Below are 21,932 nucleotides of genomic sequence, written 5' to 3'. Positions count from 1 at the left end.
AGAATCCACATTTTGAGAGTTGCACCCCGTACGCTCCCAGAGAACGGAATCCCGCGCCCCGATCGGGGTAAGGTCAGCCGGTGCGAGCCTCCTCCGTGTTCCCCGTTCCCGCCCAAGGCGGACGGCCGCTCTTCGAGTGGCGGTGGGTGGACCGCCATCTCGACGAGATCTTCGAACGGCTCGGCGAGCACATCACGTTGACCGCGGCGGCGCTCGCCATCGGGCTGGTGGTGTCGATCGGTGTTTCCGTGGTTTCGCTGCGTCGCCGGTGGTTCTACGTCGTCGCGCTGAGCGCGGCGGGTTCGTTGTACGTCATCCCGAGTCTCGGCGCCTTCGCCGTACTGGTGCCCTTCACCGGCCTGACGTCCTTCACCACCGCGGTCATCCCCTTGGCGACGTACACGTTGCTGATCCTCATCCGCAACATCGTCACCGGGGTCGAACAAGTGCCCCAGGAAGTCCGGGAAGCCGCCATAGGCATGGGTTTCACACGTTCGCGGTTGTTGTGGCAGGTCGAACTGCCACTCGCGCTGCCGGTGGTGATCGCGGGGCTGCGGGTCGCGGCGGTGACCACGATCGGGCTGGTGACGGTGACTTCCATGCTCGGCAAAGGCGGGCTCGGGTACTTCATCCGCAACGGGATCCAGACCGCGACGCCGAACCCGACGTCGATCATCGTCGGTGTCGGGCTTTCCGTGGTACTGGCCGTGGTGGTGGATCTGCTGCTGTGGCTCGGCGGGCGCGCGCTCGCGCCGTGGTCGCGGAAGGCGGCGCGATGAGCATCATCGACCAGGCCATCGAGTGGCTGGGTGAACCGGATCGCTGGAGCTGGACCGATCCGGCGGGCGTGCCGTACCGGACGGTCGAGCATCTCCAGTTCTCCTTGCTGGCGCTGGCGATTTCGGCCGTGCTGACGATCCCGCCCGCGTTGTGGCTGGCGCACTACCGTCGCGCGCAGTTCCTCGCGACGAGCGCGGTGAACATCGGCCGGGCGATTCCCAGCTTCGGGCTGGTGATCCTGTTCTGGTTCCTGGCTTCCCGGCTGGGGGTCGACACGACGTTCTGGCCGCTGATGCTCGCGTTGGTGGCCTTGGCACTGCCGCCGTTGTTCACGAACACCTACGCGGGCGTCCTGCAACTGGAGCAGGAGACCGTCGACGCGGCGCGCGGAACCGGTTACCGCGAGTGGCAGATCATGCTGCGCCTGGAGCTGCCGCTCGCGTCGCCGGTCATCCTCGCGGGTGCCCGCGTCGCGTTCCTGCAACTGGTGGCGACCGTCGCGATCGGCGCGATCGTCAATGACGGCGGCGGGCTCGGGCGGTACATTGTGGACGGTTTCGCACTCGGCGATCCGGGCCACGGCGAGATCCTGGCGGGCGGCATCGCCGTCGTCGTACTGGCTTTGGTGTGCGAGGGCGTGTTCGCGCTCGTCACTCGCTGGGTGACCCCACGCGGGCTGGCGATCCAGTCCCGCGCGGAAACCCGTTCCTGAGCACCGAAACCAAAGCCGCCACCGCCGGCCCCAAGGACCGATCCTCGGTCACCGGCGGCACCAGTCCCCGCAGCCACCCGTAGGTCGCGCGAAGCTCAGAAGCTCCCTCCCCTGGCGCCAGCCACCGCGCCTGCGAACCCGTGATCAGCTCGCAGGCCGCGATGGCGAACATCCGCGCGCAAGCGTCGCGAAGCTGATTCCCCGCCGCCCAGGCGAACGCCTGCACGTCCTCCTGTCCGGCGGAAGTGTCGACGGATCCCAAGGTCGCGGGCGTGGCCAGCCGCCGCAGCGCGTGCAGTTCCCCCACCGCGCGTTTGTGCAACGGCACCAGCCCCGCCCGCGGCCCCGGAGCCCCCGCGAGCTGTGCGGGCAGGCCGCTGAACCGCTCGTCGAGCAACCGGTGCGTCCGCTGCACGCTCACTTCGCCGAGATGCACCAGCGCCGCGGTCACCGCGTCCATCCGCAGCCCGAGTTCGACGGCGTGAAACCCTGTCGTGGACACGAATTCGCCGTCGAGGAACACGGGCGAATCGGTCGGCGCCCAGCGCCCGAGCACCTCGTCCAGCTCCTCCGCGACCCGCGTCAGATGGGCGATCGCACGCGGGGCGACCCGCACGGAAACGGGCGCCTGCACGACCTCGGGTCGTTCCACGGCACCCTGGATCAGTCCGCTCACTTCGAGAAGGACCGAGCGGAGAACCTGATCGTCTCCCGCGAGCGAAGGGCGATAGACCGCTTGCGGCGCACCGAGAACGTCGATCGCGATCGCGGCGGCCCGCGTCTGCGCGTCGATGAGCCGCCGGACCTCGGCGAGCGCGAAGGCCGCGAGGGTCTCGGCCAGTGGCGAGCCCTGGATGAGGGTCGCGCCCTCCTTGAGACCCGGCTCGTACGGCTTCGCCAGCACCTCCGACGCGGGTGTCTCGAAGCCGTCCGCCAGCACGGTCCCGACGCCGAGGAAGGTCTGGAAGGCATGCGCCAGCGGGATGATCTCGCCGGCGCTGCCCAGTCCCGTCCTCGGCACGGCGGGCGTGAACCCTTCGTTCAGCCGGTCGACGAGGAACGTCACCAGTTCCGGGCTCGCGCCGGCCTCGGGCGCGAGCAGATCCCGCAGGCGCACCAGCAGAAGCCACCGGACTTCGTCGGCCGAGAGCCACGGCGGACCGCCGACGGCCCGGCCGATCAGCAGGTTCCGCTGGTGCGCACTCGATGCGGGCGAAGCGATTCCCGCGAGCCGCCCCATCCCGGTGTTCACTCCGTAGACAGGGCGGTCGGACAGCGCGGCGAGGACGCGGGCACGTTGCTCACCGAGGCCGGCGAGCAACGCGGCGTCGATCTCGAGGAATTCGGCCTCGAACGCCGAAGCCAGCGAGAAGTCCTCAGTGGACAGTCTCACTCGACGGGACGCGCGAGACCGTCGAGCACTTCGGCACCGGGCAGGGACGCGAGGGTCGCGCCCGAGATCAGCAGCTTGCCGCCGCGGATGCCGCTGCCGATGACGAGTTCGGGTTCGTCCGCGACGCGCTGGTCGATCAGGATCGGCCAGCCTTCCGGCAGGCCGACCGGCGTGATGCCGCCGTACTCCATGCCGGTGAGCGAGACGGCCTCGTCCATCGGGGCGAAGGAGGCCTTACGGACGTCGAGGTGGCGCTTGACGACGCCGTTCACGTCGGCGCGAGTGGTCGCGAGGATCATCGCGGCGGCGAAGCGGACCTCGCCGGCGCGTTTGCCGGCGACGACGACACAGTTCGCGGACGCGGAGAGCGGTGAGCCGTACGCCTCGCAGAAGGCGGCGGTGTCGGCCAGGCCCGCGTCGATCTCGACGACGCCGACGGCGTCCGGATCGGGAAGGGCGGCGAGCGCCTTGGCCACGGGCTCGGCGAGCAGGTCCGTGCGGGAGAGGGCGGGAACGACGGTGAGGGTTCCGGCGATGGTCCAGTCAGTCACACCGCCACCATAATCACCAGTTGCGGCCGCCGCGCTGGACCTCGATGAGCTTGGGACGGACGTCCACGAGATAGACCAGGACCGCGACCAGTGCGGGCAGCCACAGGATCATGCCGCCGCCGTAGAACTCGAAGAAGGTCAGCACCACGGTGGCCCCGCCGGTGATGAGCATCCAGATGGGCTTGGTCTTGCGATCGGCGGCGGAATACGCGTCCGCGCGCTGCAGCAGCGCGTGCACGAACGCGAACAGGCCGGTGAATGCGCCGCCCCAGTGGATGGCGATGAGGATCCAGGTGGCAACGAACACGAAGTCAGCTTACGTCAAACCGGTCGAATGACCCGGGCCCCTGGCACCGAAGTCGGTGCCAGGGGCCCGGGAGTCCACGCGGACCTTTACTTCTCGGTGGTCTTCGGCGCGGTGGCCGGCTTCTTGACGGCCGGGCTCGTGGGGGTGCGGCGCGCGGGGGCCGTGGTCTTCGGCGCGGTCTTGTTGGCGACCTTGCGCGAAGCCGAGCGGGTCTCGTGCGCGAGGTCGTCGCCGATCTCCTCGACCTCACCGGCGATGTCGATCGCGGCGTCGGAGACCTTGCGGGCGGCCTTCTCGCCGACCGAACGGGTGCCCTTGGTGACCTTGGTGAGCACGGTGTCGATGCGCTCACGGGCTTCGCTGGTGGCGTCCTCGACGCGGTCCTGCGCGGTGCCCAGGGCGCCCTCGAGCTGCACGATGGCCTTCTTGACCTGCGGCTGCGCGGCGATCTTGTCCCACGCCTGCTCACCGGACTCGGCCAGCTTGTTGTACAGCTTCAGCGCGGCCTCGGTGTACTCGTCGATGACCTTGCGCAGCTCGGCCGGGTCCAGCTTCTCGCGGAGACCCTCGACGTCGTGCGGCAGCTCCTCGATGTTCTTGCGGGCGGTCTCGCCGCCCACGACGACGCGCTCCTTGGCCTTCGACACGGCGTCGACGACGGCCTGGCCCGCCAGGTTCCCGGCGCCGAGGGCGGCGAGCAGCGGGGTGCGGACCTGGTCGAGGGCGGTGTTCTTGCGGTCGGTCTTGTTCGTGGCCGTGGTCATGCTGACTCCTTGGTTTCGGCGGCTCGTTCTGGGGTTGTCGCCGCCGGCTCTGGCTTCGCGGCGGCGTTCTCGCGGCGGAACGATTCGTAGACGTCGAGCAGGACCTGCTTCTGCCGTTCGGTCAGCTCGAGGTCGGCGCGGATCGCGTCGCCGACCGGGCCGCCCGTGGGCAGATCGAGGATGCCCGCTTGCACGTAGAGCGCCTCGGCCGAGATTCGCAGGCCTTTGGCGATCTGCTGCAGGATCTCCGCGCTGGGTTTGCGGACCCCGCGCTCGATCTGGCTCAGGTACGGATTGGACACGCCGGCGAGTTTCGACAGCTGCCGCAAGGAGATCTTCGCGTTGCTGCGCTGCTGGCGGATGTACTCGCCGATGTCGGAAGCGATGTCCGCGACCTTCTCCATCGGCCCGCCCGATGGGGGCTGGTCCCGGTCGGTGTCTGACATCGGTCACCTCCTCGCGACGTCTTCAACGCTACGCCCGAGTGCTAGCTATTGCAAGCACTCTGCTTGCAACCATCGGGTGTGGTGGTGCTCACCCCGCTACCGTGGAGGGATGTCGAACGCGACGCGGCTGCGGCGGCGCCTCGTCGAGCATCTGCTCGCCGAGGGCGTGCTGCACGACGCGCATTGGATGTCCGCGTTCCGCTCCGTGCCGAGGCACGTCTTCCTGCCGCGGTTCTTCGTCCCGGCGGCGAACGGCTGGGCCGCGATGGAGCACGGCGACGAGGGGTGGCTGCGCCGCGTCTACTCTCCCGACGTGCTGGTCGTCCAGCTCGACGACGACTCCGGGCTCTGGGAACGGGCGCGCTATCTCGGCGCGCAGCCGGGAACGCCGACGAGTTCGTCCAGCCAGCCGTCGATCATGGCGATCATGCTCGAAGAGCTCCGGGTCGCCGACGGGCACCGCGTACTCGAGATCGGCACGGGCACCGGCTACAACACCGCCCTGCTGTGCCATCGGCTCGGTTCCGGGCTCGTGTACACAGTGGACATCGACCCGGAACTGGTCGACTCCGCACGCAAGCGGCTCGCGGAAATCGGGTTCGCGCCCTCCTGCGCCGCCGCCGACGGCGCCGAGGGCTATCCGGCGGGCGTGCTCTACGACCGGGTGCTGTGCACGTGCTCGGTGTCGTCGATCCCGCCCGCCTGGCTGGAGCAGACGGTGCCCGGCGGACTGATCGTCACCACGCTGAACCGGCCGATCGGCGGCGGGCTCGTCCGGATCGTCGCCGGTGAAGGCGCGACGGGTCACGGGCGGGTGCTCGCCCGTGACGGCCGCTTCATGCCGCTGCGCGCCCACCGCTTCAAGCCGTCGAAGGCGCTCGAAGGCGACGTCACTTGGCGGCCCACCCGGCTGCCGATGAAAGTGATCACCGAGGTCCGCAGCCGCTTCGAGTTCTTCGCCGGTCTCCAGCTTCCAGGCGTGACGGCCGCACGGGAAGGCCAGAGCATCACCCTGATTCACCCGGACGGCTCATGGATGCGACATCGGCAGAGGGGCCGAGAGTTCGAAGTGGCCGAAGGCGGCCCGCGGCGGCTGTGGGAGATCGTCGAAAGCGCGCACGAGGAATGGCGCGAACTCGGCGAGCCGGGTCGGGACCGGTTCGGGCTCAGCCTCGACGGCGAGGACCAGGTGATCTGGCTGGATTCACCCGATGGCCGCACTTGGCCGTTGCGCCCCTGAAAGCAGGCCACGCACCCACTTCTCGACGTGGTCGACGGCGTCGTCCACCGGAAGGTTCGTGGTGTCGAACAACTCGACCGGCGGATCCATCGAGGGCGCTTCCGCTTGCAGCCACTCGTTGAACTCGAGCATCTCCTCGACCCGATCCTCGTCCCACTCGCGCCACGCGGGCCGCGCGAGCAAACGCTTGCGCAGCGCGTCGGGCTCGCTGACGAGCGCCAAGTAGTGGATGTCGGAGAAGAAGACGCGCTCGGGCAGCCGCTCGAACTCAGGCGGCGCGACGGTGCCGCAGAGCACGACCGGACGGCCGTTCTGGTGCAGCATCGCCGCCATCCGCAACCAGGTCGAGCGGAACGCGGGATGGCCGGGGACGTCGTCGCGCAGCGCCCCGGTCCACAGCACGTCCTGCTCGACCACGAGCGCGAGATCGCCGAGCCGTTCCGCCAGCCGCGGCCCGACCGTCGACTTGCCCGCCCCGCTCGGCCCGGTCAGCGCGAACAGCGGAAGCCGCCGGAACGGCCACCGGTGCGCGCACGCCGCGCACACCAGCAGCCCGCTCTCGACTCGTGGCCGGTCGGCGCGATCACCGCAGGCCGGGCAGATCTTGAGATCGAGGACCACGGTCAGTCGAAGAGGCCCTCGAGGAAGCCGCCCTTACGACGCTTGCCGTGGTGGCCGTACCCGTGCGGGGAGTCGGCATGGCCGCGGTAGCCCTTCGGCGAATCCCCGTAACCACCACCCCGGTAGCCCTTCGGCGAGTCGGCGTACCCCCCTCGGTGCGGTCGCGGGGAGTCCGGACGGCCGTAGTGCGGCGCCGGCGCGTGGCCACCTCCCTGGTACGGCGGGGGCGGCTGATGCCCTCCGCCGTAGTACGAGTTCTCGGCACCGGCGATGGCCTCCAGCTCGCCCCTGTCCAGGAAGATGCCGCGGCATCCCTGGCACTGGTCGATGTGGACACCGTTCTTGTCGACGGTCTTCATGGCGTTCTGGCACTTCGGACAAATCACGTATCAGAGATTACGCATTTTTCGGGTCCGAGGTCAGCAGGCGCACAGACAAAACGGGTGACCGGCCGGATCCGCGTACACCCGGAAGGTCTCCGGGGCGTCGTCGAGCAGCTTCGCGCCGATCTTCAGCGCCCGTTCGTGGGCGGCTTCCATGTCGGTGACGTCGAGATCGACGTGCGCCTGCTGCGGGTGCTCCGCGGACGGCCACTCCGGCGGCCGATGGTCCGGCACGCGCTGGAACGAGAGCCGCGCACCGCCCGCCGGATTCCGCAGCGTCACCCAGTGGCCGTCTTCGGCGACTTCGGCCGGCTCCCAGCCGAGCAGCTCGCGGTAGAACTCCGCCAGCGCGACCGGATCCGGGCAGTCGAGGGCCACCGCGCCGAAGGTCGGTACCGCACCCATGGTTCAGCCTCCAGGAATCATCGAATAACCAGTGAATCGAGTATGCTGGTTATCGGAGCCGATGACAACAGGTCTCGCCCGTACACTGGGCGAGGTGAACACCGACGCGTCCCTGGTGGTCGAGTTTCTGAACACGGTGAACGTCGAACGCGGCACGGACCTCCTGGACGATCTGGAGTCCTGGCAACGCTGGGCCAGGGATCACCGGCTGCGAGCGGATACCCCCGCGGCCGCACGCGAAACCCGGGACGCGCTGCGCGCCGCGATCGGCGACCCGAGACTGCCTCGGCTCGGCCTGCGCGCGCCGGCGGAGCTCATCCTCGGCCCGGAAGGTCCGCTCCTGGTCGCGGAAACGGTCACCGAAGCCGTGATGGCGGCGTCGACCCGGCTGACCGTGCTCGGCGAATGGATCCGGCTCAAGATCTGCCCGGCGGACGAGTGCCTGTGGGCGTTCTACGACGAATCGCGCAACCGGTCGAGGACGTGGTGCTCGATGCGGGCCTGCGGGAACCGGGAGAAGGCGCGGGCCTGGCGGGCACGGACGGCGGACGTCTCGACCTGAGCCGGTGATCGGAGGCCGCACACGCGTGATCGGAGACGGAACTCGCGTGACTGGAGACGGAACTCGCCCGAGGCAGTCGGATCGCACCGCGTCTTCCGGCTCCAGACACGCGAGATCCGGCTCCAGACACGCGTCTTCCGTCCAGGCACACGCGTGATCCGGCCGGTCGGCAGGAGCCGTGCGAGCCTCTCCACCCGCTCCCGCCCCGGATCCTTTCCGCCCCGAAAGCGCTCCTTCACCGCCCGCCGCCGAATCCCGCGACCACAACTTCTGGGGTCACCCACCCCCGAGTCACCCCCAGGGATTGTGCACAGCGTTAGGCCAAAAACGTGAAAAGCTGTGGATAACCCTGGGGATGACTCCACTTCCTGTGGACAACTCGCGGTGAGGGCTCCGAAGTGTGGTATATGCGCCAACGCTCAGAAGAGCAGCTGCGCGACCGCGTAGATGACGAGTCCGGCGAGCGCGCCGACCACCGTGCCGTTGATCCGGATGAACTGCAGATCCCGGCCCACCTGGAGCTCGATCTTGCGCGAGGTCTCCTCGGCGTCCCAGCGTTCCACGGTCTCGGTGATGATCGTGGTGATCTCCTGGGAGTAGTGGGTGACCAGGTACGCCGCCGCACCCTCCACCCAGGTGTCCACCTTGGACCGGATGTGGTCGTCGGAGACCAGCCGCCCGCCGAGGGCTTCGAGGCCGGTCCGCACCCGGCGCCGCAGCTCGCTCGACGGATCCTCGGCGGCGTTGAGCAGCATCTCCTTGGCCGTCGCCCACGCCGAGCCGATCAGCTTCTGCACCTCGCCATGGCCCAGCATCTGGGATTTGACCTGTTCGGCGCGCGCCATCACCTCGGGGTTGGTCTGCAGGTCGAGGGCGAATTCGCCGAGGAACTTGTCCAGCGCCAGCCGCATGGGGTGGTTGACGTCGGTCTTCACGGCCCAGACGAAGGACAGCACCTCGCCGTAGACCTTGTCCGCGAGCATCTCGTCGACGAACTTCGGCGACCAGCTCGGCGCCCGGTCCGAGACCACGCGCAACATCGTCGAGTGGTTGTCCCGCACCCACTCGTAACCGCGGTCGCACATCAGGTCCACCAGCTTGTGATGCGCCCCGTCGGCGAACACGCCTTCCAGGATCTTGCCGAGCGGCGGACCCCACGGCTTGTCCACGATCCGCTTGACCACGGCCTGTTCCATGATCGCCTGGACGTCTTCGTCGCGGAGCACCTTGACCGCGGCCCGCACGACGGTGGCCAGTTCGGACGTCACCCGCTCCGCGTTGGCGGGTTGCGAAAGCCAGCCGCCGAGCCGCTTCGAGACCTCGACCCGGCTCAGCTTCTCGCGGATCACGGACTCGGACAGGAAGTTCGAGCCGACGAAGTCACCGAGACTGCTGCCCAGCGCGTCCTTCTTGTTCGGGATGATCGCGGTGTGCGGGATCTTGATCCGCAGCGGATGCCGGAACAGCGCCGTCACCGCGAACCAGTCGGCGAGCGCGCCGACCATCCCGGCTTCGGCGGCCGCGCGGACGTAGCCGACCCAGCCCGGCCAGCCCTCGGCCTCGGCCCAGCTGGTCAGCAGGAAGATCACCGTCGCGCCGAGCAGGAACGACAGCGCGACCATCTTCATCTTGCGCAGGCCGCGGCGCTTCTCCTCCTCCGCGGCGGTTCCACCGGGGGGATCGGCTGGGGTCACCTTGGCGGGCGTCAGTTGCTCCACACCGCCATTGTCCGTGAGGATGGCTGATCGTGCGCGAACCTGTCCTCGTACCCCGCCTCCAGCCCTTCACCTCGACCATCTTCGCGGAGATGACGGCACTGGCCGTCCGCCACGAAGCAGTCAACCTCGGCCAGGGTTTTCCCGACACCGACGGGCCCGCCGGAATGCTCGAAGCCGCCAAGAACGCGCTGTTCGGCGGCGCGAACCAGTATCCGCCGGGTCCGGGGCGTCCCGAGCTGCGCGCGGCGATCGCGCGGCACCGGCTGCGGTACGGCACCGCGTACGACCCCGACACGGAGATCCTGGTCACCGTCGGCGCCACCGAGGCCATCGCGGCGTCGTTGCTCGCGCTGACCCAGGCGGGCGACGAGGTCATCGTCATCGAGCCGTATTACGACTCGTACGCGGCCGCGGTCGCCATGGCGGGCGCGGAGCGGCGTGTCGTCGGCCTGGTGGAACGTGACGGCCGGTTCGCGCTGGACATCGAGGGCCTGCGCGCCGCGGTGACCGACCGGACCAGGGCGATCCTGATCAACTCTCCGCACAACCCGACCGGCACGGTGTTCACGCGCGGCGAGCTGGAAGCCGTCGCCGCGCTCTGCGTGACGCACGATCTCATCGCCATCTCCGACGAGGTGTACGAGCACCTGGTCTTCGACGACGCCGAGCATCTGCCGCTGGCGACCCTGCCCGGTATGCGCGAACGGACCGTCTCCATCTCCAGCGCGGGCAAGCTGTTCAACTGCACCGGCTGGAAGATCGGCTGGGTCTGCGCGAGCCCCGAACTGGTCGCGGCGGTGAAGGCGGCGAAGCAGTTCATCACCTTCGTCTCGGGCGGCCCGTTCCAGCCGGCCGTCGCCCACGCGCTGGACCACGAACTGCCGTGGGCCGAGGAGCTGCGCACGAGCCTGCAGGGCAAACGGGACCGGCTCGCGGCGGGCCTCGCCGACGCGGGATTCGCGGTCCGGCCGACCGCCGGGACGTATTTCGTCTGCGCCGACGTCCGCCCGCTCGGCTTCGACGACGCCGCCGAACTGGCCTGGGAGCTCCCCGAACGGGTGGGCGTGGCGGCCGTGCCCGTGAAGGTGTTCACCGACCACCCGGAAGAGTGGAAACACCTGCTGCGTTTCGCGTTCTGCAAACGTAACGAGGTCATCGACGAAGCGGTCACCCGTCTGCGCAAACTCCGGTGACTCGTCCGATGTTCACGCCCAGCCGCCCTTCTCGAGCGACCGGCCGATCCGGTCAAGACACCGTCGTCGCAGCCTGCCCACACTGGCCGGACTGATGCCCAGCTCCCCGGCGATCTGGGCGTAAGACAGCTCAGGCCGGTGTGCGAGCAGGCGGATCAGCCGCCGATGCGAGTCCGGGAGGCGATCGACCGCCGCCCAGAGCGCGCGGTCACGTTCGGCCCGGATGACTTCGGTCTCCGGGGTCGCCTCCGCACCGGGGAGCGGACGCGGTGTTTCGCGCCTGTTCCTGGTGATCATCCGGAGCGCGCGGCGCCGCGCGGTGGTCGCCAGCCAAGCTCCGAGCTTCGCTTCGTCGCGTAGCGCGCCAGGTGCGCGAAGCAGTTCCAGCCAGGCGTCCTGACAGACGTCCCTGGCGTCGGCTTCACTCAAGCGGTAGGTCTTCAGCGCCTTGAGCACCGCCGCCGACACCGCGTTCACGTCCCACATCCCGGACTCTCCCCTCCCGGCGGCTTGCGTCCGCCGCGCCGATCACCGAACGCGACTTCGACGGCACTCACCGCAGCAAGGATCCGGAAAAGGTCAGGTCACCGAGGATTTGAGTAGTTCCACCCGCCCCCCGATGCCCGCCTGGCACATACCCAGAGTGATCGACTTCGGTACTCCAGGCACCGGAGCCGGTTGCGTCGTTCCGCCTAACGGGCTGGATCGACGGCGGCTGAGGTGAAACACTCCCCTCCGGTGCTAAAACTGGTGCAGCCCCGGGGGAACTGCGACCTGACCGGAAGAGACCCCAAGCAAGATCGAACTCACGCGGAGAACGTGGGTTTCAGGCGCGGACGGTGGTGAGTGCTGTGAGTGGTCCGGCAGTCGTGCACCGTCGCGGCCTCAGGGCACCGAAGACCGGGGCGCGAATCCTTTTCGCGGGCGGGCTCGCGCTCTCCAGCTGGATCCTCGGCGCTGTCCTGAGCACCTCGGCTTCGGCCGACGAGCAGCCTCCCGCAACGCCGGAGACCTCCGTGGTCCAGCCCGCGGACGAAACCGGATCCGGGAAAACGACTACTCCGAAGGAGTCCACTTCGGACTCCACCGAGACCGAGACCCCGAAACCGCCTAAGACCAGCGAACCCCCGGCAGAAGAGCCCGCTCCCGTCATGAACGAGGAGCCCGAGGCCACTGTTCAGGAAGAGGCTGTTTCGAGCGCGAGTTCCGTCGAGAAGACCTCCTCTCCGGAGCCGGCGACGAAGTCCGCTAAGACTCAGGCGGCCAATGGCTTGCTGGGTGGCCTCATCGGCGGCGTGCTGGACGTCGTCACGAACACGGTCGGTGGCGTCGTCCAAACCGTCAACGGGGTCGTCGGCGGCATCGGCGACCAGGTCGTCGTGCCGATCCTCATGCCGAATCCGTGCTGCGCCGCGGGTGACCCGGTGATCCTGCCGGGCACGGGCGACATGCTCGACCCCGTTTTCGGCGGCGGCTCGGGCGAGTCGGCGAGCGGCTCGGTCGCCATCGCCGTCCCGGCCGAGGCCGCCACGGCGAACACGCCCGCGCCGAACACCCCGGCGCCGAGGCCGACCGCTCCCACCGAGGCACCCGTTCCGGCGACGGCGGCCCAGAACCACCGCGTCACCCTGCCGGTCCGGGTCAAGTCGTCCGACGCACAGTCCGCTCCGGCCGCGCCCGCCGAATCCGACACGCACGCGTCCTCCGGCGGCGGCGGTGGCTCGGGTGGCGGCGGTGGCCTGCCGAACACCCCGGTGGCCCCGATCGCGCCGACGACGACCGCCCAGCCGGGGCACGACAACGCCGGCGGCGGCCGCGGGCCGCTCGCCGTGCTCGACTCCGGAATCCCCGCCACGCAGCTGAAACTCCTCGGAACCGGCTGCGACCGCGAAGGCGAGCGCACCGGCAGGGAAGCCGCGCTTCCCGCCACCTCCCCCGACTGACCTGACCGGGTCGCCGGGGAGAAGTACGTCCAAACCAAGATCAACTTCGGTTTTCGACGTCCGCTGAATCCTCTGGCTCAAGCCGCTTTCGCCTGCCCTCTTTCAGGCATTCCCCTTGTCTTTCCGAACGGCCGACCGCGCCCGGCCCGTTCGGATCCCGGCCCCGGCGCCGCGCTGCCCCTGCGGCGCCGGGACCAGCACCGGGTGGACTTCGGGGGCTCCTGCTCACCGCGCCGAGCAGGAGCCGGCCAAGCTCGAAGCCCGCCTGAACCGCGGGCGGTTCCCGGCACGTCGAGGGGCTGTGCCGGGTAACCGCCGCGGTGCCCGCCCCGAGGTCTCGGCCTCGGGGCGGGCCGGATAGCCGGTGCGCCGGTCGTGCGGCGCCGATGCCCTCCCTGGAGCATCGGCCGCCCCGCCGGCGCACCGGCTATTTCCGTTTCCGACCTCCGCATTTCGTCCTCTGAATGCGGTAGTTGCATACGCAAGTACCGCATTCAGAGGACGAAATGCGGGGAGTCAGGTGACCTGAACGGCCACCGGGGCGACCGTCGTGGGTGTCGCGGCCACCGAAGCGGCGGCCGCGCCCAGCCGCCGCACCGCCTCGAAAAGCCGGTCGGCCGGAAGCGCGTACGGCAGCCGCAGCCAGCGCTCCAGTCCACCGTGGACGCCGAACCGCGAGCCCGGCGCCACCTGTACCCCGTGCCCCGCCGCCGCGACGGCCAGCCGCGTGCTCATCGGCTCCGGCAAACGGCACCACAGCGAAAGCCCACCGGGCGGCACGGTGAACGTCCAGTCCGGGCAATACCAGTTCAACGCCCCGGTCAGCGCGTCACGCAGGGCCAGCGTCTCCTGGCGGCGGTGCGCCAGCGCGGCCCCGCCGTCGTCGAGCAGTTCGGCGAGGACGAGCTGCTCGAAGACCGGCGACCCCAGGTCGACGGCGAACCGGGCCGCGATCAGCCTGCCGATGACGTCCTCGGAAGCGCGGATCCAGCCGAGCCGCAGGCCCGCCCAATGCGACTTGGCCGCGGAGCCGATCGTGATGCCGAGATCACCCGCGAACGCGCCCAGCGGCGGCGGCCCGTCGACCGGATCGCCTTCGAGATCCAGCTCGACCAGTGTCTCGTCGATGATCGCCGGGGTCCGCGCGCGGCTCAGCGCGGCCGCCAGCCGCTCCCTGCCCACGGCGTCCAGGCGCAGGCCGGTCGGGTTCTGGAAGTCCGCGACGAAGTACGCGAGCCTCGGCGCGGACTGCCGCAGCGCGGCCTCGATCCCGATGATGTCCCAGCCGGTGACCGGGTCCATCGGCACCGGTACCGGAATGGCGTGCGCGGCGCCGATCGCTTCCAGCGAGTTCGGGTACGTCGGCTGCTCGACCAGTACCCGGTCGCCCGGACCGGCCAGCATGCGCAGGACCTGCACGAACGCGTGATGTGCGCCGTTGGTGACCATCACCTGATCGGCGTTCGTCGGCAGTCCGCGTTCGGTGTAGCGGCGGGCGATCCGCTTACGCAGGATCCGCAGGCCGCGCACGTGATAGCCGCTCTCGCCGAGGTGGTCCACAAGCGCCTTCCGCGCGGCGTCCACGGCGGGCACCAGGCCGGGGATGGCAGGCGGACAGGCCTGCGCGAGGTCGATGAGGTCCTCGCCGGTCGGCAGGATCGGGTCCCGGCCGCGGCCGCCGGGCGACGCGATCCAGGAACCGGCCCCGCGACGGCTGGCGACCAGGCCGTCGGCCCGCAGTTTGTCCAGCGCGGCCCCGATCAGCGTGCGGCTGACCTCCAGGGCGTCGGCGAGCTCCCGTTCGGCCGGGAGTTTGGTGCCGAGCGGGAGCCTGCCGTCGAGGACCAACAGCTCGACGGCGGCCGCGAGATCCGCCGCACCGTGTCGAGAACCACTCTGCCGCCAGTTCCCCAGCAAAATGGCCAATTTCGGCCCTGAAACGCGTCCAGTCAGCGGGATCAGCGGTTCCATGAGGCCAATTGTTCCAGATTGGCCATGGTCAAGATAGCCACTTACCCCCGATGGTGTACTCGTGGCACTGAAACTCGATCTCCGACCCGTCGGCATCTCCCAAGACACCACCCGCCGCTCGATCCAGCTCGTCGCCGGACTCGTCCTCTATGGCGGCAGCATGGCCATGCTGACCAGGTCGGGACTCGGCCTCGACCCGTGGGACGTGCTTCACGAAGGCCTGATGAAGATCACCGGCCTGTCGTTCGGCACGGTCACCGCGATCGCGTCGGTCCTGGTACTCCTGCTGTGGATCCCGCTGCGGCAGCGGCCCGGGATCGGCACCGTCGCCAACATCGTGGTCATCTCGCTCACCGTCGATTTCGTGCGGCTCTTCCTGCCCGACCAGGACGTGCTCGGCTGGCAGCTCCTCAACCTGGTCGCCGGTGTCGTGCTCAACGGTCTCGGCGCCGCGGTCTACGTCGGCGCGCGGCTCGGCCCGGGTCCTCGCGACGGACTGATGACCGGCCTGTCGGCCCGGACGGGCAAGTCGATCCGCCTCGTCCGGACCCTCATCGAGATCACCGTTCTCGCGGCGGGCTGGCTGCTCGGCGGCACCGTCGGCGTCGGCACGGTTCTCTACGCACTCGCCATCGGGCCGCTGACGCAAGCCTTCCTGCCGTTCGTCATCTGGCGGGCTCGTGAGGGGTCAGGCGAAGGTGGCCGTTCGGTACAGGTGGTCGTGAGTGGCGACTCGGCTTCTAACCCGAAACGCCACTCACGACCACGGTGACCCAAGACGGCCCTCAGCTGGCCTCCCGCCGCTCCAGCAGGTGGCGGACGGCGAGGTAGTCGATGCCCCGCTGGGCGAGGACGTCGGCGGCCACGCCGGGGATGGCGGTCAGCGCGAGCAGGAGATGCTCGCCTTCGATGCGCTTGCTGCCGACATCGATGGCTTCGCGAAGGCTTTTCTCCAGCACCTTCTTCGCCTCCGGCGTGAACGGCCGATGGCCTCGCCAGGCACGACCGCCGCCGGTCAGCGCGCCGGGGCCGTGCGTCTGCTCGACCCGCTCGACGATGTGCTCGACGTCGATGCCGAAGCCGCTCAGTGCTTCGACGTCGGCGTCGCTCATCCCGCCGCGGCGGCGTACTCGCCGAAGGTCGTCAGCGAGTTCCTCCGGCGGGCAGCCCAGTGCGGTGAGCACGCCGGTGTGCCGGGCGAGGGACGTCAGCAGGTGCAGCGGGTCGACGTTCCCGGACCCCTCATCCGATGAGACGCGCTGGGCTTCGACGACGACTTCGCGGGCTTCGGTGGTGAAGCGTTCGAACATCAGTGCCTCCCGTACTTCTTGTGCACCGCTTGCCTGCTGACCCCCAGCTCGGCCGCGATCTCCTGCCAGGACCAGCCGTGCACCCGCGCGCTGCGGACCTGCACGGCCTCGAGTTGTTCCAACAGCCGGCGCAAGGCGGCGACGGCGCGCAATCCCACGCGGGGATCGCGGTCACCGGCTCGCGCGGCCAGGTCTGTCGCTTCGGTCATGACGTCAACCTACGTTGACATCACGCCCGCGTCAACCTCGGTTGACAGTTAGGGTCGGGACATGCCCGAAATCTCAGTGGCGGAAAGGGACGGAGTAGGCGCGGACGGAGCGACGCGCCCGACCGAAGACCATGTCGCCGTACTCGGCAACGCCGTGGTGGTGCTCGACGGGGCGACCGCGCCGCGGCCGGATCTGCCGTCCGGTGGCTGGTACGCGAGTCTGCTCGTGCACAGCCTGTCGCGGGCACTGAGCGCGGAGCCCCAGACGGATCTCGCGGTGCTGCTGGCCGAGTCGATCGCCGACGTCGCACGTCGCGAAGGCCTCGAGCCGGGGCGATCGCCGTCGAGCACGGTCGCGATCGCGCGTTGGACGGACGACACCGTCGACGGGCTGGTACTCGCCGACAGCCCGATCATCGCTTTCGGCCCTTCCGGCGCTGACCCGCTCACCGACGACAGGCTGGTCTCGCTGCGCGAAGACGGCCAGCTCCGCACAGGCGCCGACGTCCGCGCGAAACGCAACGCGCCGGACGGCTTCTGGGTCGCCGAAGCGGAACCGAAGGCGGCCGCCGAAGCCGTGCGCCGGAGCTGGCCGCGCTCGGAGGTCGAAGCCCTGCTGCTGGCGACGGACGGCGTCGCGATCGGGGTCGACGAATACGAGCTGTTCGACTGGCCGGAGGTGCTCGCCATCAGCCGGGAGCGTGGTCCGGACGCGGTCCTCGACGCGGTGCGCACGGCGGAGAAACAGGACCCGGACGGCGAGCGCTGGCCCCGGGCGAAAAGGCACGATGACCAGCTACTGGTACTGGTCGACTTCGGGGTAGCCCCAGGGTAAAACCGGGGGCTTCCCGGATCGGAAATCCGTGCCCGCGCGAGCACGCTAAACGCATGACGTTCCCTGGGGAGAGATCGAGGACCAAGCCCTGGCTGATCGCGTCGGGCGCGGCCATCGGCTGGGCACTGGTCACCATGGTCGTGCTCCATCTGATCAGCTCACGCGATCCGGTGTTCGACACGTTGTCCAGTTACGCCTACGTGGACCGCGGCACGGGCATGCTCGGCGCCAGCGTGCTTTCCCTGTCCATCGGCTCGCTCACCGCGCTCGGCGCACTGGCCGCGGCCGGGATCACGCTCAGCCGCACCACGAAACTGCTGTTCGTACTGTGGTCGCTCGGGCTGGCCGCGGCCGCGATCTTCCCGGCGAGCTACCCCGAGTTTCCGGATCCGGTCAGCGGCGAGATCCACCTGTACGCGTGCCTCATCGCGTTCCTCAGCCTGCCCGCCGCCGGATTCACCCTGCGCGACAACCTGCGCGGCACGCCCGCGGCCAGGGTCGTCGGCCGCCTGGCGTGGGGCAGCGCGGCGGGGTTGATCGTCTTCGGGTTCAGTTTCATCTTCGTGCGCCTGTCCGACATCCCGTTCTTCAAGACCCTGACCGACATCGCGCCGGTCGGTGTCATGCAGCGGGTTTCGCTGGTGGCGCACGTGGTCCTGATCGCCGGGATGCTGAAGGTCGCGTCAGCGGCTCACCGCGTCGGTGAATTCGGGCGCGTAACCGTAGAGGCCGGGCAGACCGCCCGTGTGCAGGAAGACAACGTGCTCGTCGGGCGCGAAATGGCCTTCGGCTGCCCAGTCGATCAGCGCGGCGCCCACTTTGCCGGTGTACACGGGATCGAGCGCGATCCCTTCCGTACGGCCGAAAAGCCGCACCGCGTCCCACGTTCCGGCGGTCGGGACGCCGTAGCCGGGGCCGATCGTGCGGTCGTCGATGCGCAGGCCGTCGAGTGACGGCGGTTCCGTCCCCAGCAGTACGGAGGCCGAGATGGTGAGATCGGCCAGATTGTCGAGGGCCTCGACGACCGGATGGCTGACGCAGGCGATGTCGAGCGTCAGCCAGTCGAGGTTCGCCGTTCCGACGATGAGCCCGGCGGAGGTCCCGCCGCTGGCGTGCGGGGCGACCAGCCGCGCCTTGGTGATGCCCAGGTCGGCGAGTTGCCCGGCGATCTCCCGCGCGGCCGCCACGTAGCCGAGCGCCCCGAGGCCGTCGGACCCGCCGACCGGGAGCGTGGCCACCGAGCGCCCCTCGGCCGCGGCCTCGGTGATCAGCCGCTCGTAGGTCCTTCCGGTCTCCTCGCCGTCACGGCAGATGTGCACGTTCGCGCCGAAGAGATGGTCGAGGGACACGTTGCCGGACCGTTCGTACGCGTCGCCGTCGCGAGGGACCTTCGCGGTGAGAACGAGCTCACACCGCAAACCCAGCTTCGCGCAGGCCGCGGCGGTCTGACGGCCGTGGTTGGTCTGAAGCGCGCCGAAGGTGATCACCGTGTCGGCGCCGTTCTCGATCGCCGCGCCGAGCAGGAACTCGAGTTTGCGCAGTTTGTTGCCGCCCACGCCGAGTGGATGCACGTCGTCCCGCTTGAGCAGCAGGTTCGGCAGACCGAGGGCCTCACCCAGCCGAGGTGCCGGATGCAGCGGCGTGGGGTAGCCGCCGAGGTCGACGCGGGGGAAGCGATCGAGGTTCATGAAAGTCACGTAACCACATCGACCTTACCCAGTGGTATCGTTCGTTTGAACGAACGAGACGTGCAGGGGGAGCCATGACCACCTCGAAACCGGACCTCGTCGACGGGCCCTCAGCGGCGAAAAGCGCCTCGGACCTCGCGTTCACCGGCCTGGCCGAACAGGCCTCGATGCTCGCCACCGGAGCGACGACCTCAGTCGAGCTCACGCGTTTGGCGCTCGAAAAGGCCGAGGCAAGTCAGCCGGTTCTCAACGCCTTCAAATGCCTTCGCGCCGAAGAAGCCCTTCGCGAGGCCGAGGAGGCCGACCGGAGGTTGGCCTCCGGCGAAACCGCTCCCCTGCTCGGCGTGCCCACCGCGATCAAGGACGACCTCGACGTCACCGGGCTGCCGACGGCGTTCGGCTGCGAAGGCGACTTTTCCGTCGCGACGGCGGACTCCCCGCCCGTCGCCGCGCTCCGCAAGGCGGGCGCGGTGCTCATCGGAAAGACCAACACCCCGGAACTCGGCCAGTGGCCGTTCACCGAAGGCCCGGCGTTCGGCGCGACCCGCAATCCGTGGGACACCGAACGCACCCCGGGCGGTTCCTCCGGCGGCGCGGCGGCGGCCATCGCGTCGGGGGTGATCGCCGCCGCGCTGGGTTCCGACGGGGCCGGATCGATCCGGATCCCGGCCGCGTGGACCGATCTGGTCGGGATCAAACCGCAGCGCGGCCGTGTCCCGACCGAACGCGAACTCTTCCACGGGCTGACCGTGGTCGGCCCGCTCGCGCGCACCGTCGCCGACGCGGCCCTGCTGCTCGACGTCGCGGCCGGGACCGGGACCGCGTTCCAGGCGGCCGCCCGCCGCGAACCGGGCCGGATGCGGATCGGATTGTCCACCAGGATCCCTTTCACCGCAACGAAAACCCGACTCGATCCGCAGGCACACACGGCCGTCGTCCGGCTCGCGGAGCGGTTCGCCGAACTCGGCCACGAGATCGTCGAGGTCGAACCCGACTACCGGCTGATCGGCCTCACTTTCCTGCCGCGTTCACTCGCCGGCGTGCGTGACTGGTCCCGTCGCGTCCCGGACCAGGCGCGGCTCGACCCGCGCACCCGCGCCAACGCACGGCAGGGCTCGGCACTGTCCGGGCCGGCGCTGAGCCTCGCCCGCGCCACGGAACCGTTGCTGCAGCGGCAGATCGGCTCGGTGTTCGGCCGGGTGGACGTCGTGCTGACGCCGACCACCGCGACGCCGCCACCGCGGATCGGCGCCTTCGACGAGCTCACCGGCTGGCAGACCGACCAGGCCATGATCGCCGCGTGCCCTTACGCTTGGCCGTGGAACGTGCTGGGCTGGCCGGGGGTCAACGTCCCCGCCGGGCTGAGCCCCGAAGGCCTGCCGCTCGGCGGACAGCTGCTCGGCCCCTCGCACGCCGAGGAACGGCTGATCTCGCTGGCCGCGCAACTGGAAGAGGTCGAACGGTGGCAGGACCGCAAACCCGAGACCGTTTGGTGAACACCCGCGAGGCCATTCTCCACGCCGCGCTCAAGGTGGTCGGGGAACAGGGCGTCGGCGGGCTGACCAACCGCCGGATCGCGCGGCAGGCCGAGGTCTCGCTCGGCACGCTGACCTACCACTTCCCCAGCCAGACCGCGTTGCTGCGCGAGGCGATGCTGCTGTTCGTCGAAGAAGAGACCACGAAGCTGACCGGGTTCGTCGACGCCTACCGCGAGCAGGGGCTGAGTGTCGAGCAGGCCGCGTCGGTGGTCGAGCAGGTCATCGCGCGGCTTCCATTCGGCACCGACGAACTCGGCGCGCACGAGCTGTATCTCCAGGCCGCTCGTGACCCCGGGCTCCAGGACGCGGCCTCGCGCTGCTTCGCCGCCTACGACGAGCTGGCGCTGGTGATCCTGCGGACGCTCGGCGTGCCGTCCCCGGAGCGGCTGACCGGTCCGGTCGTCGCGCTGATCGCCGGGCTCCAGTTGCGCAGACTGGCCACGGGTGACGACGGCGTCGGCGTGGCGCAGTCGTTGATGATGCTCGTCCGCGGCGCGTCATGACCGGCCCGCCGATCGTCAAGGGGACGGCGGCGTGGAAGTACTTCGGAGACTTCCGGGCCGGGCTGCTGGCCGGCCAGGTGCTGGTCCTGCAGGTCGCGCATCCGGTGGTCGCGGCCGGGGTGCGGGATCATTCCGACTACGTCGAGGATCCGTGGACGCGGCTGATGCGCACGGCCGCTTCGCTGTCCATCTACATCTACGGCGGCGCGGGGGGCGCGCGATACGAGGCGGACAGGCTGCGCGCATTGCACCGGTCGTTCACCGGTGTCGACGCCGACGGCCACCGGTACAGTGCGCTGAACCCGCGGGCGTACACCTGGGTACACGCCACGCTCGTAATGGTTCCCGTTGACACACAACGGTTCTACGGAACCCCGATGACACCGTCCGAATTGGACGAGTACTACGCGCAGATGTGCGACGTCGGACGGCTTCTCGGCCTGCGCGAACAGGACACGCCGCCGACGTGGCCGGAATTCGAGCGGTATTACGCGGACATGATCGACGGCTTCGGCCCGAACGAGACGATTTCGACGCTGTTCGAAACGATCCGGACGGTGAAGAAACCGTGGCGATGGCTGCCCGACAAGCACTGGACACGGCTTCGGCGATGGCAGTACCAGGGGCAGATGTTCGTCATCCGGGGCACGCTGCCGCCCGCACTGCGAAACCGCCTTGGTCTACAGTGGACAGACCGGGACCAGCGCCGATTCGACCGGTTTCGCGCCGTGGTGCGAAGCGCGGGCACGTTGGTGCCGGTGTCGTCGCGTTCCTCGCTCGTCCGCCGGATCGGCAGGCTCAACGTCTGGTTCCGGGCGCATCCGCGGGCGTATCGTTTCCTGGGCGGCTGAAGTCCCGCA

25 protein-coding genes and 1 pseudogene are annotated in these 21,932 nt (G+C 69.6%); 12 read left to right on the top strand and 14 right to left on the bottom strand.

The genetic code is table 11. From position 1 onward, the window contains the following. Positions 1-95: 95 nt before the first annotated feature. Together ACZ6DT_RS18180 and ACZ6DT_RS18175 are read left to right on the top strand one after the other, a co-directional pair. Positions 96-779, top strand: a complete 684-nt coding sequence (locus ACZ6DT_RS18180; protein ID WP_465596573.1) for an ABC transporter permease — start codon at positions 96-98, stop codon at positions 777-779. Continuing rightward, positions 776-1,492, top strand: a complete 717-nt coding sequence (locus ACZ6DT_RS18175) for an ABC transporter permease (RefSeq protein WP_465596017.1) — start codon at positions 776-778, stop codon at positions 1,490-1,492. The genes ACZ6DT_RS18180 and ACZ6DT_RS18175 overlap by 4 nt, the downstream gene beginning before the upstream one ends. Here ACZ6DT_RS18175 and ACZ6DT_RS18170 read toward each other — a convergent pair. The 5 genes from ACZ6DT_RS18170 to ACZ6DT_RS18150 all read right to left on the bottom strand — a co-directional run bounded on the left by ACZ6DT_RS18170 (position 1,431) and on the right by ACZ6DT_RS18150 (position 4,911). Further along, a complete protein-coding gene (locus ACZ6DT_RS18170; RefSeq protein WP_465596014.1) occupies positions 1,431-2,885 on the bottom strand; it encodes an aromatic amino acid lyase in 1,455 nt (484 codons plus the stop codon). The genes ACZ6DT_RS18175 and ACZ6DT_RS18170 overlap by 62 nt on opposite strands. Next, entirely contained in the window at positions 2,882-3,436 is a 555-nt protein-coding gene (locus ACZ6DT_RS18165; protein ID WP_465596011.1) for a YbaK/EbsC family protein, read from the bottom strand. Before ACZ6DT_RS18165 ends, ACZ6DT_RS18170 begins: the two co-directional genes overlap by 4 nt. Positions 3,437-3,449: 13 nt before the next feature. After that, positions 3,450-3,743 (bottom strand): DUF2516 family protein, encoded by a 294-nt coding sequence (locus ACZ6DT_RS18160; RefSeq protein WP_465596008.1) that lies wholly within the window; start codon positions 3,741-3,743, stop codon positions 3,450-3,452. An 86-nt stretch (positions 3,744-3,829) separates the two neighbouring features. Then, a complete protein-coding gene (locus ACZ6DT_RS18155) occupies positions 3,830-4,507 on the bottom strand; it encodes a hypothetical protein (RefSeq protein ID WP_465596005.1) in 678 nt (225 codons plus the stop codon). After that, the gene (locus ACZ6DT_RS18150; RefSeq protein WP_465596570.1) at positions 4,504-4,911 is read right to left on the bottom strand and encodes a helix-turn-helix domain-containing protein; all 408 of its coding nucleotides are present in this window, start codon (positions 4,909-4,911) and stop codon (positions 4,504-4,506) included. The genes ACZ6DT_RS18155 and ACZ6DT_RS18150 overlap by 4 nt, the downstream gene beginning before the upstream one ends. A gap of 151 nt (positions 4,912-5,062) precedes the next feature. Between ACZ6DT_RS18150 and ACZ6DT_RS18145 the strand changes: the two genes are divergently transcribed. Beyond that, a complete protein-coding gene (locus ACZ6DT_RS18145) occupies positions 5,063-6,193 on the top strand; it encodes a methyltransferase domain-containing protein (protein ID WP_465596002.1) in 1,131 nt (376 codons plus the stop codon). On the opposite strand, the gene ACZ6DT_RS18140 is transcribed toward ACZ6DT_RS18145, so the two are convergent. Genes ACZ6DT_RS18140 through ACZ6DT_RS18130 form a run of 3 tightly spaced genes read right to left on the bottom strand, consistent with a single transcriptional unit; the run spans position 6,158 to position 7,602 of the window. Beyond that, positions 6,158-6,814 carry a P-loop nucleotide/nucleoside kinase family protein gene (locus tag ACZ6DT_RS18140; protein WP_465595999.1) on the bottom strand — a complete coding sequence of 219 codons (657 nt, stop codon included), beginning with the start codon at positions 6,812-6,814 and terminating at the stop codon, positions 6,158-6,160. The genes ACZ6DT_RS18145 and ACZ6DT_RS18140 overlap by 36 nt on opposite strands. Positions 6,815-6,816: 2 nt before the next feature. Then, positions 6,817-7,200, bottom strand: a complete 384-nt coding sequence (locus ACZ6DT_RS18135; RefSeq protein ID WP_465595996.1) for a TFIIB-type zinc ribbon-containing protein — start codon at positions 7,198-7,200, stop codon at positions 6,817-6,819. Positions 7,201-7,233: 33 nt separating this feature from the next. After that, a complete protein-coding gene (locus tag ACZ6DT_RS18130) occupies positions 7,234-7,602 on the bottom strand; it encodes a VOC family protein (protein ID WP_465595993.1) in 369 nt (122 codons plus the stop codon). Between the two features lie 61 nt (positions 7,603-7,663). On the opposite strand from ACZ6DT_RS18130, the gene ACZ6DT_RS18125 reads away from it, so the two are divergent. Next, positions 7,664-8,164, top strand: a complete 501-nt coding sequence (locus ACZ6DT_RS18125) for a CGNR zinc finger domain-containing protein (RefSeq protein WP_465595990.1) — start codon at positions 7,664-7,666, stop codon at positions 8,162-8,164. A gap of 419 nt (positions 8,165-8,583) precedes the next feature. On the opposite strand, the gene ACZ6DT_RS18120 is transcribed toward ACZ6DT_RS18125, so the two are convergent. Next, a complete protein-coding gene (locus tag ACZ6DT_RS18120; protein WP_465595987.1) occupies positions 8,584-9,882 on the bottom strand; it encodes a DUF445 domain-containing protein in 1,299 nt (432 codons plus the stop codon). A gap of 29 nt (positions 9,883-9,911) precedes the next feature. Here ACZ6DT_RS18120 and ACZ6DT_RS18115 point away from each other — a divergent pair, with 29 nt between their 5' ends. After that, positions 9,912-11,075 (top strand): pyridoxal phosphate-dependent aminotransferase, encoded by a 1,164-nt coding sequence (locus ACZ6DT_RS18115; protein WP_465595984.1) that lies wholly within the window; start codon positions 9,912-9,914, stop codon positions 11,073-11,075. Positions 11,076-11,087: 12 nt separating this feature from the next. Here the strand turns inward: ACZ6DT_RS18115 and ACZ6DT_RS18110 are convergent, their stop codons facing one another. Further along, the gene (locus tag ACZ6DT_RS18110; protein ID WP_465595981.1) at positions 11,088-11,561 is read right to left on the bottom strand and encodes an RNA polymerase sigma factor; all 474 of its coding nucleotides are present in this window, start codon (positions 11,559-11,561) and stop codon (positions 11,088-11,090) included. Positions 11,562-11,926: 365 nt separating this feature from the next. On the opposite strand from ACZ6DT_RS18110, the gene ACZ6DT_RS18105 reads away from it, so the two are divergent. Further along, positions 11,927-13,018, top strand: coding sequence for a hypothetical protein (locus tag ACZ6DT_RS18105; protein ID WP_465595978.1), 1,092 nt, complete (start codon positions 11,927-11,929; stop codon positions 13,016-13,018). 516 nt (positions 13,019-13,534) lie between these two features. Here ACZ6DT_RS18105 and yczR read toward each other — a convergent pair. Beyond that, positions 13,535-14,989 (bottom strand): MocR-like transcription factor YczR, encoded by a 1,455-nt coding sequence (gene yczR / locus ACZ6DT_RS18100; protein ID WP_465595975.1) that lies wholly within the window; start codon positions 14,987-14,989, stop codon positions 13,535-13,537. Between the two features lie 61 nt (positions 14,990-15,050). Between yczR and yczE the strand changes: the two genes are divergently transcribed. Beyond that, positions 15,051-15,761, top strand: a complete 711-nt coding sequence (yczE, locus tag ACZ6DT_RS18095) for a membrane protein YczE (protein WP_465595972.1) — start codon at positions 15,051-15,053, stop codon at positions 15,759-15,761. Positions 15,762-15,774: 13 nt separating this feature from the next. Here the strand turns inward: yczE and ACZ6DT_RS18090 are convergent, their stop codons facing one another. Then, complete coding sequence (locus tag ACZ6DT_RS18090) at positions 15,775-16,299, bottom strand: Clp protease N-terminal domain-containing protein (RefSeq protein ID WP_465595969.1); 525 nt, start codon at positions 16,297-16,299, stop codon at positions 15,775-15,777. Next, positions 16,299-16,508 carry a sigma factor-like helix-turn-helix DNA-binding protein gene (locus tag ACZ6DT_RS18085; protein WP_004559389.1) on the bottom strand — a complete coding sequence of 70 codons (210 nt, stop codon included), beginning with the start codon at positions 16,506-16,508 and terminating at the stop codon, positions 16,299-16,301. Before ACZ6DT_RS18085 ends, ACZ6DT_RS18090 begins: the two co-directional genes overlap by 1 nt. Before the next feature lie 61 nt (positions 16,509-16,569). On the opposite strand from ACZ6DT_RS18085, the gene ACZ6DT_RS18080 reads away from it, so the two are divergent. Together ACZ6DT_RS18080 and ACZ6DT_RS18075 are read left to right on the top strand one after the other, a co-directional pair. Further along, entirely contained in the window at positions 16,570-17,343 is a 774-nt protein-coding gene (locus ACZ6DT_RS18080; protein WP_465595966.1) for a hypothetical protein, read from the top strand. Positions 17,344-17,396: 53 nt separating this feature from the next. Beyond that, a pseudogene (locus tag ACZ6DT_RS18075) lies at positions 17,397-17,948 on the top strand (DUF998 domain-containing protein); the annotation flags it as partial. A 78-nt stretch (positions 17,949-18,026) separates the two neighbouring features. Here the strand turns inward: ACZ6DT_RS18075 and ACZ6DT_RS18070 are convergent. Beyond that, a complete protein-coding gene (locus ACZ6DT_RS18070; RefSeq protein WP_465595964.1) occupies positions 18,027-19,031 on the bottom strand; it encodes a D-cysteine desulfhydrase family protein in 1,005 nt (334 codons plus the stop codon). 74 nt (positions 19,032-19,105) lie between these two features. Between ACZ6DT_RS18070 and ACZ6DT_RS18065 the strand changes: the two genes are divergently transcribed. The 3 genes from ACZ6DT_RS18065 to ACZ6DT_RS18055 are packed head-to-tail and all read left to right on the top strand — an operon-like array spanning position 19,106 to position 21,923. Further along, positions 19,106-20,527 carry an amidase gene (locus ACZ6DT_RS18065; protein WP_465595961.1) on the top strand — a complete coding sequence of 474 codons (1,422 nt, stop codon included), beginning with the start codon at positions 19,106-19,108 and terminating at the stop codon, positions 20,525-20,527. After that, positions 20,524-21,072 (top strand): TetR/AcrR family transcriptional regulator, encoded by a 549-nt coding sequence (locus ACZ6DT_RS18060; protein WP_465596568.1) that lies wholly within the window; start codon positions 20,524-20,526, stop codon positions 21,070-21,072. Before ACZ6DT_RS18065 ends, ACZ6DT_RS18060 begins: the two co-directional genes overlap by 4 nt. Then, positions 21,069-21,923 carry an oxygenase MpaB family protein gene (locus ACZ6DT_RS18055; RefSeq protein ID WP_465595958.1) on the top strand — a complete coding sequence of 285 codons (855 nt, stop codon included), beginning with the start codon at positions 21,069-21,071 and terminating at the stop codon, positions 21,921-21,923. The genes ACZ6DT_RS18060 and ACZ6DT_RS18055 overlap by 4 nt, the downstream gene beginning before the upstream one ends. Positions 21,924-21,932: the final 9 nt, after the last annotated feature.

The sequence above is a fragment of the Amycolatopsis sp. NPDC041971 genome (genome assembly GCF_055588925.1).
This window is presented reverse-complemented; position numbering and strand designations above follow the sequence as displayed.

Coding starts and splice junctions, on each gene's coding strand:
- ACZ6DT_RS18125 (WP_465595990.1), top strand. CDS start 7,664: ATGACAACAGGTCTCGCCCGTACACTGGGCGAGGTGAACACCGACGCG.
- ACZ6DT_RS18130 (WP_465595993.1), bottom strand. CDS start 7,602: ATGGGTGCGGTACCGACCTTCGGCGCGGTGGCCCTCGACTGCCCGGAT.
- ACZ6DT_RS18110 (WP_465595981.1), bottom strand. CDS start 11,561: ATGTGGGACGTGAACGCGGTGTCGGCGGCGGTGCTCAAGGCGCTGAAG.
- ACZ6DT_RS18175 (WP_465596017.1), top strand. CDS start 776: ATGAGCATCATCGACCAGGCCATCGAGTGGCTGGGTGAACCGGATCGC.
- ACZ6DT_RS18055 (WP_465595958.1), top strand. CDS start 21,069: ATGACCGGCCCGCCGATCGTCAAGGGGACGGCGGCGTGGAAGTACTTC.
- yczR (WP_465595975.1), bottom strand. CDS start 14,989: ATGGAACCGCTGATCCCGCTGACTGGACGCGTTTCAGGGCCGAAATTG.
- ACZ6DT_RS18090 (WP_465595969.1), bottom strand. CDS start 16,299: ATGTTCGAACGCTTCACCACCGAAGCCCGCGAAGTCGTCGTCGAAGCC.
- ACZ6DT_RS18080 (WP_465595966.1), top strand. CDS start 16,570: ATGCCCGAAATCTCAGTGGCGGAAAGGGACGGAGTAGGCGCGGACGGA.
- ACZ6DT_RS18150 (WP_465596570.1), bottom strand. CDS start 4,911: ATGGAGAAGGTCGCGGACATCGCTTCCGACATCGGCGAGTACATCCGC.
- ACZ6DT_RS18145 (WP_465596002.1), top strand. CDS start 5,063: ATGTCGAACGCGACGCGGCTGCGGCGGCGCCTCGTCGAGCATCTGCTC.
- ACZ6DT_RS18065 (WP_465595961.1), top strand. CDS start 19,106: ATGACCACCTCGAAACCGGACCTCGTCGACGGGCCCTCAGCGGCGAAA.
- ACZ6DT_RS18155 (WP_465596005.1), bottom strand. CDS start 4,507: ATGACCACGGCCACGAACAAGACCGACCGCAAGAACACCGCCCTCGAC.
- ACZ6DT_RS18070 (WP_465595964.1), bottom strand. CDS start 19,031: ATGAACCTCGATCGCTTCCCCCGCGTCGACCTCGGCGGCTACCCCACG.
- ACZ6DT_RS18085 (WP_004559389.1), bottom strand. CDS start 16,508: ATGACCGAAGCGACAGACCTGGCCGCGCGAGCCGGTGACCGCGATCCC.